This window comes from Kitasatospora sp. NPDC057518 (assembly GCF_042802075.1).
Lineage (GTDB): Bacteria > Actinomycetota > Actinomycetes > Streptomycetales > Streptomycetaceae > Kitasatospora.
Genome location: NZ_JBHVEU010000321.1, coordinates 1 through 10051, shown reverse-complemented (window position 1 = coordinate 10051; position 10051 = coordinate 1). Strand labels below are relative to the sequence as shown.

At 76.2% G+C, this 10051-nt stretch carries 8 protein-coding genes and 1 pseudogene; 6 read left to right on the top strand and 3 right to left on the bottom strand.

Translation table 11 applies throughout. The features are described 5' to 3' along the window. Together ACFU7Z_RS27750 and ACFU7Z_RS27745 are read left to right on the top strand one after the other, a co-directional pair. Positions 1–238: pseudogene (locus ACFU7Z_RS27750) on the top strand (endonuclease); the annotation flags it as partial. Positions 239–362: 124 nt separating this feature from the next. Next, positions 363–1586: a helix-turn-helix domain-containing protein gene (locus ACFU7Z_RS27745; RefSeq protein ID WP_380780364.1), complete on the top strand. Its 1224-nt coding sequence runs from the start codon at positions 363–365 to the stop codon at positions 1584–1586. Between the two features lie 156 nt (positions 1587–1742). Here ACFU7Z_RS27745 and ACFU7Z_RS27740 read toward each other — a convergent pair whose 3' ends face one another. After that, complete coding sequence (locus tag ACFU7Z_RS27740) at positions 1743–2531, bottom strand: S1 family peptidase (protein ID WP_380780362.1); 789 nt, start codon at positions 2529–2531, stop codon at positions 1743–1745. 729 nt (positions 2532–3260) lie between these two features. Here ACFU7Z_RS27740 and ACFU7Z_RS27735 point away from each other — a divergent pair. From ACFU7Z_RS27735 to ACFU7Z_RS27725, 3 genes are all read left to right on the top strand, one after another. Then, entirely contained in the window at positions 3261–3911 is a 651-nt protein-coding gene (locus ACFU7Z_RS27735; protein WP_380741251.1) for a transglycosylase SLT domain-containing protein, read from the top strand. 228 nt (positions 3912–4139) lie between these two features. Beyond that, positions 4140–5144, top strand: a complete 1005-nt coding sequence (locus ACFU7Z_RS27730) for a glycosyltransferase family 2 protein (protein ID WP_375874896.1) — start codon at positions 4140–4142, stop codon at positions 5142–5144. A 99-nt stretch (positions 5145–5243) separates the two neighbouring features. Next, a complete protein-coding gene (locus ACFU7Z_RS27725) occupies positions 5244–8150 on the top strand; it encodes an FAD-binding and (Fe-S)-binding domain-containing protein (RefSeq protein ID WP_380780360.1) in 2907 nt (968 codons plus the stop codon). On the opposite strand, the gene ACFU7Z_RS27720 is transcribed toward ACFU7Z_RS27725, so the two are convergent. Both ACFU7Z_RS27720 and ACFU7Z_RS27715 read right to left on the bottom strand, forming a co-directional pair. Continuing rightward, positions 8141–8653, bottom strand: coding sequence for a hypothetical protein (locus tag ACFU7Z_RS27720; RefSeq protein ID WP_074005183.1), 513 nt, complete (start codon positions 8651–8653; stop codon positions 8141–8143). The genes ACFU7Z_RS27725 and ACFU7Z_RS27720 overlap by 10 nt on opposite strands. A gap of 42 nt (positions 8654–8695) precedes the next feature. Next, the gene (locus ACFU7Z_RS27715) at positions 8696–9199 is read right to left on the bottom strand and encodes a DUF1453 domain-containing protein (RefSeq protein WP_074005182.1); all 504 of its coding nucleotides are present in this window, start codon (positions 9197–9199) and stop codon (positions 8696–8698) included. A 74-nt stretch (positions 9200–9273) separates the two neighbouring features. On the opposite strand from ACFU7Z_RS27715, the gene ACFU7Z_RS27710 reads away from it, so the two are divergent. Then, positions 9274–9903 carry a TetR/AcrR family transcriptional regulator gene (locus ACFU7Z_RS27710; protein ID WP_074005181.1) on the top strand — a complete coding sequence of 210 codons (630 nt, stop codon included), beginning with the start codon at positions 9274–9276 and terminating at the stop codon, positions 9901–9903. Positions 9904–10051 lie beyond the last annotated feature (148 nt).

Genomic DNA, 10051 nt, shown 5'->3' with positions numbered 1-10051 from the left:
TCCCCGCTCCCTCGGCGTCACGGTCTCCGGGGCCACGGCGAGTGCGGCCAGGGCTGCCGTCAGCAGGGCCGCGGCGGCGACCCAGGACACGCCGGCGCCGCTGTACCAGGTGCTGGTGCTGTCGCATCTGCTGTCCGCGCGGATCAAGGCCGATGTGGCGGTGGCCGCCGCCCGGGCGCTGTTCGACGCCGGGATGCGCACGCCGCGCGCCATGGCGGACGCCACCTGGCAGCACCGCGCCGCCGGATGCCACGCCGCCCGGCACGGCACCGCCCGTCCAGTTTGACCAAGGCACGTCAACGGGGATACCAGGGCCGGGCGCTCCCCCACGAGCGCTCCCCCCGCCCCCTCCGGGAGACCCCGTGCCGTCCCTGCCCGCCCCCACGCCACCCCCGCCGCCACCACCTCAGCCGCCTCCGCCGCCGCCCCGTACGGGGCCCGGGTCCGCGCGCCTGCGCTTCGGCCGCCGACTGCGCCACTGGCGCGAGGCCCGGGGCCTCAGCCAGGCCGAGTTCGGCCGGCTGCTCGGCTACCACGACTCGCTGATCAGCCGGGTGGAGAACGCCCACCGCTGGCCACCACCCGGAATGCCCGCCCGGGCCGACGAACTCCTGCACGCCGACGGCGAGTTGGCGGACCTCTGGCAGGCCGTCCAGCAGGAGCGCGAACACCTCGGCGAACGCGCCGCCGCCACCCGGCCACCGCTCGACGCCACCGCCACCGGCCCGCCGGACGCCGCCACCGTCGAGGTGCTCGCCCAGCTGCTCGCCGTCTACCGCGCCGCCGCGGGCCGGATCGGCGGCGAGGAACTGGCCACCGTCCTGGAGCACCACGCCCACACCCTGCTCGGCCGGCCGCACCCCGACCCGCACCAGTACCCCGACCCGCGCGAGCACCCCGCCGCCGACCGCTCGCTCGCCGCCCAGTACGCCGAACTCGCCGGCTGGGCCCACTTCGAGGGCGACCGCCACGCCCGCGCGCTCAGCTGGTACGCCACCGGACTGGAGTGGGCACGAGCGACCGGCGACCGGATCACCGCGGCCGCGCTGCTCGCCCGGCAGAGCACCCTGTACTGGTGGCACGGCGACCCGGCCACCGCGCTCGCCCTGGCCGAGGCCGCCCGGACCACCGCGCCTCCCCTGCCGGGGCTGCGGGCCTGGACCGCCGTCGCCCAGGCCCACGCCCACGCGCTGGCCGGCCGGGCCCCGCTGGTGCGCCGGACGCTGGCGGAGGCCCGGCGGCTGACCGACACCGCGCTGCGCACCCGCGAACCGACGCCCTGGGCGGACCGCGCCGACCTGGTCCTGGCCGTCGCGCACGGCACCTGCCACCGGGACCTCGCCGTCCGCACCGGCCGCGCCGGCCACGCCCGCACCGCGGCGGCCTGGCTGGAGGCCGCCCTGCGGCTCCTCGACCCGGCCGCCCGCCCGCGCGACCACGCCCTGGTCACCGCCCGCCTCGCCGGCGCCCACGCCCTCGCCGGCCGCACCGACGCCGCCGTCGCCCTGCTCACCCGGCTGCCCCCGCACACCGCCGGCCGCATCGCCCGGGAGCGACGGCGGGCCGAGGAGTGGCTGCGCGGGTGAGGCTCCCCGGGCACTGCCGCCCCCGGTCCGTCACGGTACGGCAGGACCGGCCACCACCTGCGGGTGTGGTGACCGGCCCTGCCGTACCGCTTCGACCGGCCCTACCGGGTCGGATCAGTGACCTTCCGGGTCGGCCCGGGGACCCGCCGGGTCGGATCAGAGGCCGGCCGCCGCCGCGGCGATGTCGGCCGCGTAGGTGCTCACCTGGGTGTAGACGCCCGGGTAGCCCGCGCGGGCGCAGCCGTTGCCCCAGCTGACGATGCCGACCTGGACCCAGCGGCCCGCCGCGTCCTGCCGGACCATCGGGCCGCCGGAGTCACCCTGGCAGGTGTCGACGCCGCCCTGGGAGACGTAGCCCGCGCAGAGCGAGCCGGCCGCGTTCAGGCCCGGGTAGGCGCGGGCGCAGGTGGCGTCGTCGACGAACGGCACGGTCGCCTTGAGCAGGTACCGCTGCTGGCCGCCGCCCTCGCGCGCGGCGCCCCACCCCATGATGGTGAAGGTGCCGCTGTCGTAGGCGGTGGTGGTGGCGATCGGCAGGGTGCTGACCTGGCCGCCGCTCACCGGCGAGGCCAGCTTGATCAGCGCCCAGTCGTCGCCGTTCTCGGCGCCGGTGAAGGCGGGCGACTGGTACACGTACGAGGAGCGGACCTTGACCGCGCTGCCGCTGTTCAGGTCGACCGCCCCCGCGGTGGCGGTGATGCTGCTGTCGGCGCCGGTGCCGTCGACGCAGTGGGCGGCGGTGAGCACGATCTGCGAGGTGTAGAGCGCGCCGCCGCAGCCCATCGAGAGCCGCACCACGAACGGGAACTCGCCCTGCGCCGCCCGCGTGCCGCCGACCACGCTCGGCGACGGCTCGGGTGAGGCGGCGGCGGGCAGCACGAGCGCTCCGGCGCCGAGCACCAGGCCGGCCAGCAGGCAGACGAACCTGCCGAGTTGACGCTTCATCAGATCCTCCTTGCAGGTGGGGGAAGACCGAGAGTGGCCCGACGGGCGGCGCGATAGGAGGGGTCCGCCCTTGCCGATCGGATCTGGCAGGAACACGGCAATGAGGGGTTCCGGGTGCGGAGGGCCCGGGACGATCACGCACCGAACCACGCGACCCGCTCCGGCGAATCCCGTGCGCGACCCCCGGAGCCGTCACCGGTCGCTCACTCCGCGTCGACGCCGCGCCCGCCGGCGTGTGAGCCCGCCCACAGCGGGATCGCCATCCACGATCCCCGATAGTGGACGCGCTCCCCGCGGCACCGCCCCCGGCGCCGTCGAGCCGCCCCGACCGGGCCGCCCGCGACCGCGATCCGCCTGAAGAACACAGGCCACCGCACCTGCCGGCAGTGCGATCCTTCACCACCCCCGGGCTGCCACCTCCGGATGGAGGATTCGGACAAATCTGCCCAAATAATCCTCCGGGCCCCGCTCCGGCCACCCCTCAGCCACGACCCTGCGTAGTAGCGAACGCCTTTGCCACCCGTCCCCGGCCCTGCCAAGAATGGCCCGTCGCCAGACAGCGCAGCCGACCACCCCCCGCCGCCGCGCAGCCCGCCCGCCCCGCCGTTTCCGCCGGGGCGCCACGGCCGTCCAGGGCGGCCGCACGGGCCCCGCTCACCCGGAGCCCACGCGATGCCCCGCCCCCGGTGCCACCGGCACGGCCCCCGACGGAGAAGGATCGTCCGCCCCATGCAGCTCAGCCATGCCCGCCGCAACTCCCTGATCACCGGCGTCGCCACCCTCGTGGTCGCGAGCGCCGCCACCGCGGCCCTCGCCATCCCGCAGGCCGGGAACGGCACCGAGGCCGCCCCCGTGGCCGCCGTGTCAGTGGACGGCACGCTGGTCGCCGAGCAGGGCCAGGCCGACACCGCTGCCTCCGGCACCGCCGAGCAGGCCGCCCAGGAGGCCCAGGCCAAGGCCGAGGCGGACACCGCCGCCCAGGCCCAGGCCGAGGCACAGGCCCAGGCGGACGCCAAGGCCAAGGCCGACGCCGAGGCCGCCGCCTCCCGCTCCCAGGAGCGCCAGGACCTGAACAGCGCCCCGGCCGCCTACTCCGGCACCCCGCAGCAGATCGCCGCGCAGATCGTCCCGGCCGGCCAGCTCCAGTGCTTCAGCAACATCGTGTTCCGCGAGAGCAGCTGGAACCCCCTCGCGGTGAACGCCTCCTCCGGCGCCTACGGCCTGGTCCAGGCCCTGCCCGGCTCCAAGATGGCCTCCGCGGGCGCCGACTGGCGCACCAACCCGGCCACCCAGATCAAGTGGGGCCTGAACTACATGAACACCCGCTACGGCAGCCCCTGCGCCGCCTGGTCGTTCTGGCAGTCCCACCACTGGTACTAGGCCGACCCCCGATCGGCCGCCGAGGGCCCGCGACGCACCGCGCGCTGCGGGCCCCGGCGCGTATCACCCCAGGTCGGAAGCCGGGCCGGGACCCGGGCCGGGCGTGGACACGTCCGGAAGGCCGCGTGAAGATCTGGCGCACACTCGTACGGTTTGCCACTGATTGATCGGAATTACGGACCGTCAGGGCTTTGCCACGGTTCGCGAGCCCTCTTACGCTCCGGCGTCATGCCCTCACCCCTGATCAGCGTCGTGCTCCCCGCCTACGACCGGCACGAACAGCTCGCCGACTGCCTGGACTCGCTGCTCGCCCAGTCCCTGGCCGACGTCGAGGTGATCGTGGTCGCCGACCGCTCCCCCGAGACCGCGGGCGGGCTCGCCGACGCGTACGCCGCCCGGCACCCCCAGGTGTCGGTGCTGCACCTGAACGCCGCGGTCGGGGTCGGGGCGAGCCGGAACGCGGGCGCGGCGCGGGCCACCGGCGAGTACCTGCTGTTCCTGGACGCCGACCACCTGCTGCCCCGGGACGCGCTGCGCACGCTCGCCGACCGGCTCCGGCAGACCGGCCCGGTGGACGTGCTGCTGTTCGGCCACTCCCGCCGGCACCAGGACCGGGACTGGCCGGGCGGCGCCGAGGCGCTGCTCGCCGAGGCCGGCCCCGAGCCGTTCGCGCCCTTCGACCGGCCCGCGCTGTTCGGCGCGCCGCCGCTGGCCTGGGACCGGCTGGTCCGCCGCGGCCACTGGGCCGAGCTGGGCCTGGCCTTCCCGCCCGGCCGCTACGAGGAGGTCCCGGTGGCGCACGCGGCGCTGCTCGGCGCCCGGACGGCCGCCGTGCTGGCCCGCGAGTGCGTCCAGCTCCGCCGCCGGGAGACCGTCCATCCGGCGGGCGGCCCGGGCAGCAGCGTCTTCGACCTGTTCGAGCAGTACGAGCGCAGCTTCGCCCTGCTGGAGGACCAGCCGCACCTGTACGCGGTGCGCGAGGCGCTGTTCGTCCGGATGATCCGGCACTACCTGTTCGTCTTCGACCTGGCCGGCTGCGTCACCCGCGCCGAGCGGCCGCAGTTCTTCCACCGCGCCGCCGAGCACCACCGCCGCTTCCAGCCGCCCGGCCACCGCCGGCCGGGCGGCCGCGAGGGGATCAAGTTCTCGCTGCTGGCGGGCGGCGCGTACCCGGCCTTCGAGGTGGCCAAGCTCTCCCACATCGCGCGCGGCACGCTCACCGGGCGGAAGTAGCCGCGGCACCCCCACCCGGGTGAGCCGGGCGCCGCGCCCGGTACCGGTGCGGTGGTACGGCTGCGATCATCGGCGGAGCCGTACTCCTGGGAGGTCCTGGTGAGCCGTCCGTCCGCCGTCCCCGGGGCCGAGTTGGCCCGTGAGCTGGCCGCCGTGCTGCGCGGGGAGGTCCGCTTCGGCGCCGCCGAGCGCACCGTCTACAGCCAGGACGCCTCCAACTACCGGCAGTTGCCGCTCGGCGTGGTCAAACCGGCCGACCTCGACGACGTGCGCACCGCGCTGGCGCTCTGCCGCGCCCACCGGGTGCCGGTGGTGGCGCGCGGGGCCGGGACGAGCATCGGCGGGCAGGCGATCGGCCCGGGCGCGGTGGTGCTGGACTTCCGCCGCCACCTCGGCGCGGTGCTGGAGGTCGATCCGGGGGCCCGCACCGCGCGCGTCCAGCCCGGCACCGTGCTGGACGACCTCCAGCGCGCCGCCAGGCCGTACGGGCTGCGCTTCGGGCCCGACCCGTCCACGCACAGCCGGTGCACCCTCGGCGGCATGATCGGCAACGACTCCTGCGGCTCCCACTCGCTCGCCTGGGGGCGCACCGCCGACAACGTCGAGCGGCTGGAGCTGCTGCTCGCGGACGGCACCGAGCTGACCGTCGGCGGGCGGCTCACCCCCGCGGAGCGCGCCGCGCTCGCCGCGCTGCCCGGGCGGGTCGGCCAACTCCACACCGGGCTGCAGGAGTTCACCGACCGCAACCTCGCCGCCATCCGGCAGGGCATGCCGCAGCTGCCCCGCCGCACCTCCGGCTACCCGCTGGACGCGCTGCTGCCCGAGCAGGGCCACGACCTGGCCCGGGCGCTCACCGGCACCGAGGGCACCTGCGCGCTGCTGCTCGGCGCCACCGTCCGCCTGGTCGAGGACCCGCCGGCCCGGGCCCTGGTGGTGGCCGGCTACCCCGACGAGGGCGCCGCCGCCGACGCCGTCCCGGCGCTGCTGCCGCACGGTCCGCTGACCGCCGAGGGCATGGCGGCCGACCTGATCGCCGCGCTACTCGCCGCCGGGCCCCGCCCGCCCGCGCTGGACCGGCTGCCCGCCGGCGAGTGCTGGCTGTTCCTGGAGACCGGCGGCGACACCCCGCGGGCCGCCTACCAGGCCGCCCGCCGGCTCGCCGACGCGGTGAAGCGCGAGCGCTCGGCCGCTGTCGCCCTGGTCACCGACCCGGTCGAGCAGCGCCAGCTGTGGGCCGTCCGGGAGGCGGGCGCGGGGATCGTCACCCGGCTGGCCGGCGGCGGCGAGGCCTGGCCCGGCTGGGAGGACTCCGCCGTCCCGCCCGAGCGGCTCGGCGACTACCTGCGGGCCCTGCGCGCCCTGCTGCGCCGGCACAGCCTGCACGGCGTCCCGTACGGGCACTTCGGCGACGGCTGCGTGCACCTGCGGATCGACTTCCCGCTGGACGAGCCCCAAGGGGTGCTGGTCTTCCGGGAGTTCCTGGAGCAGGCGGCCGATCTGGCGGTCTCGTACGGCGGTTCGCTCTCCGGTGAGCACGGCGACGGGCAGGCCCGCTCGGAGCTGCTGCCGCGCATGTACCCGCCCGAAATCATCGGCTTGTTCGGGGAGTTCAAGCGGATCTGGGACCCGGAGAACCTGCTCAACCCGGGCGCGCTGGTCGACCCGCGCCCGCTCGACGCCGACCTGCGCTTCGTCACGGCCCCGCGCCGCACGCTGCCGCTGGCCCTGCCGTACGAGCAGGACGGCGGCAGCCTGGTGAAGGCGGTGCACCGCTGCGTGGGCGTCGCCAAGTGCGTGGCCCCGGGCAGCGGGGTGATGTGCCCGAGCTACCTGGCCACCGGCGAGGAGCGGCACTCCACCCGGGGGCGGGCCCGGCTGCTCGCCGAGATGCTGCGGGGGGACGCGATCCCGGACGGCTGGCGCTCGGAGGAGGTGCGGGAGGCGCTGGACCTCTGCCTGAGCTGCAAGGGCTGCGCGAGCGACTGCCCCGTCCACGTCGACATGGCGACCTACAAGTCCGAATTCCTGTACCAGCACTACCGGCACCGGCCGCGCCCGCTCGCGCACTACTCGATGGGCTGGCTGCCGCTCTGGCTGCGGGCCGCCTCGCTCGCGCCCGGGGCCGCCAACACCCTCGCCCGTTCCCGGGCCGGGGGGCTGCTCAAGCGGCTCGGCGGGATCGACCGGCGCCGGGTGCTGCCGGTCCTCCCACCGGAGACCTTCACCGCGTGGTACCGGCGGCACCGCGCCACCCGCCCGGCCCCGGCGGGCGCCCGGCCGGTGCTGCTGTGGCCGGACACCTTCTCCGACCGCCTCCAGCCGAGCGTGCCGCGCTCGGCCGTCGAGGTGCTGGAGCACCTGGGCTTCGACGTCCGGCTGCCCTCGGGCCCGGTCTGCTGCGGCCTCACCTGGTACTCCACCGGCCAACTCGGCACCGCACGACGGGTGCTGCGGCGCAGCCTGCGGGCGCTGGAAGCGGCCGAAACGGGAGCGGGCGGGGTCCAGGCCGACACCCCCGTGATCGGCCTGGACCCCAGCTGCACCGCGACCCTGCGCGAGGAGCTGCCCCGGCTGCTCGGCGCGGAGGGCCGCCCGCTCGCCGACCGCACCCGCACCTTCGCCGAGTTCCTCGACGAGTTCGCCCCGGACGCCCCGCTCCCCCGAATCCCGCTGGACGCCGTCACCCAGACCCACTGCCACCAGCACGCGGTGCTCGGCAGTGCCGCCGACCGCCGGCTGGAGGCCCGCCTCGGCCTGAACAACCGGGTACTGGAGGCCGGTTGCTGCGGCCTGGCGGGCAACTTCGGCTTCGAGCGGGGCCACTTCGAGGTGTCCGAGGCCATCGCGGAGCGGGTGCTGCTGCCGGGGCTCCGGGCCGCCGGGCCGCAGGCGGTGGTCCTGGCGGACGGCTTCAGCTGCCGCACCCAGATCGCCCAACTCGCGGACGGGCGGCGGGCCCTGCACCTCGCGGAGCTGATCGCCCGGGAGCTGCGGGATCAGTCCTGACGGTGCGCCGCGAGGAAGGCCCCGGCGTGGGCCGCGGCCTCCTCCCTGGTCCGGGGGCCGGCCGCCGCCCCACCGGTGGCGCCGTCCGCACCGGTGGCCGTCCAGCGCCAGCCGCCGGAGGCCTCGTCCTCCGCCAACTCGGCGGTTCCGCCGAACAGTTCGAGCAGCCCGGGCCGCGCCGCCGGACGACTGACGGCCTCCGGCCACTTCTTCCGGGCGCCCTGCCGGGTGATGCCCCAGGCAGCACCGAGCTGCTCGTAACTGGCGCCATAGGAACCCGCGGTGGCGGCCGCGCCCGCGGTGAGCAGCTTGACCTCGGCGTCCACCAGCTTCCAGGCGGACAGGACGGAGAGCGCGACCTCGACCGGCTCGGCGTTCCATATCCGTTCCGCGGGCAGGCCCGTCGCGCGGGCGCGCACGGCGGCGGCGAGGGGGTCGAGCGCGTCGAGGAGGGCCTTGGCCAGCGCGGCCCGCTCCTCCGGAGTGATCTCCACGGTCGTCATGATGACAACTGTAGTTAACGAACTCGTCCACGACAACCATAGTTACCGGCCGAACCGGTCCAGCGGGCTCGCACCCCGCTTCTCCGGCGCGAACGGCGTGCCCGAGGAGAGCGCCCGGAAGCCCACCACCAGCGCCTCCCCCAGGAAGCCCACCCCGATCGACAGCTGGATCGGACGGGCGTCCGCGGCCAGGCCGAAGTGCGCGGCGAGCGCGGCGAAACCGGCCATCAGGGCCAGCGACACCGCCGCGACCAGGAAGGTCCGCCCGGTGTAGCGCTGCCACAACACGCCCTCCCGCTCGTAGACCCGGATGGTGGCGCCGCGCACCGCCCCCAGCGCGACGCCGAGCCCGGCGCCCGCCGCGATCCAGCCGTAGTCGGCCGCGCCGAGCCCGTGCTTCTGGGCGAGCGCCCACACGCCGAGGGCGGTGAGCACCACCGGCGGCGCGAAGAGGTCCCGGGCGTTGAGCGGTTCGCCGCGCAGCCGCCGGATCACCACCACGACGACCACGACGGCGATCAGCCCCGCGTGCACCCAGCCGTTCATTCCTGCCTCCCCGAATTTTTGTAGCTCGACCGTGCTAAATCAGCAATTTAGCTCGCTCGTGCTATAATGGCAACATGCCGAAGATCGTCGACCCCGCCGAACGCCGCCAGGCCGTCGCCGACGCCGTCCTGCGCGTCGCGGCCCGGGAGGGACTGGAGCACGCCTCCCTGCGCAACGTCGCCGAGGAGGCCGGACTGGCCGTCGGCTCGGTGCGGCACTACTTCGCCGGCAGCTCCGAGCTGATGATCTTCGCGATGCGCGAGCTGGCCCGGCGGATCGAGGCCCGCATCCGCGCCCACGCCGCCGCCCTGCTCGACCCGGCCGCCGCCGGCACCGACCGGCGCGAACGGACCGTCCGACTGCTCGCCGAGACCCTCCCGCTGGACGCCGGGCGCCGGGAGGAGTCCGCGCTCTGGCTCTCCTTCGTCACCGCCGCCCGCACCCGGCCCGACCTGCGGCCCCGCGCCGTCGAGATGCAGACCGGACTCGACGACCTGGTCCGACGCGTCCTCGCCGAGTCCCGACGCGCCGGCGGCCTGGCCCCCGGCCTCGACCTCGACCTCGACCTCGAGACCCGCCGGCTCTCCGCCCTGCTGGACGGCCTCACCCTCCAGGCCGTCCAGCACCCCGACCTGGTCGGCCCCGACGAGCTGCGCGCGGTGCTGCGCCGCCACCTCGACACCCTGGCCGCCCCCGCCTCCTGAGACCGCGCCAACACCCCCGAGAACGCCGAGGTCGCCGAGGGCACGGAGAGCACCGACGGCACCGGGCCCCCGCCGCCCACGCCACCTCCGTCTACGCCCTGGGATGACCGGAGCGGCACGACTGCGGCCCCCGCCCGTCCGTCGGCGG

Coding starts and splice junctions, on each gene's coding strand:
- ACFU7Z_RS27740 (WP_380780362.1), bottom strand. CDS start 2,531: ATGAAGCGTCAACTCGGCAGGTTCGTCTGCCTGCTGGCCGGCCTGGTG.
- ACFU7Z_RS27735 (WP_380741251.1), top strand. CDS start 3,261: ATGCAGCTCAGCCATGCCCGCCGCAACTCCCTGATCACCGGCGTCGCC.
- ACFU7Z_RS27730 (WP_375874896.1), top strand. CDS start 4,140: ATGCCCTCACCCCTGATCAGCGTCGTGCTCCCCGCCTACGACCGGCAC.
- ACFU7Z_RS27720 (WP_074005183.1), bottom strand. CDS start 8,653: ATGACGACCGTGGAGATCACTCCGGAGGAGCGGGCCGCGCTGGCCAAG.
- ACFU7Z_RS27715 (WP_074005182.1), bottom strand. CDS start 9,199: ATGAACGGCTGGGTGCACGCGGGGCTGATCGCCGTCGTGGTCGTCGTG.
- ACFU7Z_RS27710 (WP_074005181.1), top strand. CDS start 9,274: ATGCCGAAGATCGTCGACCCCGCCGAACGCCGCCAGGCCGTCGCCGAC.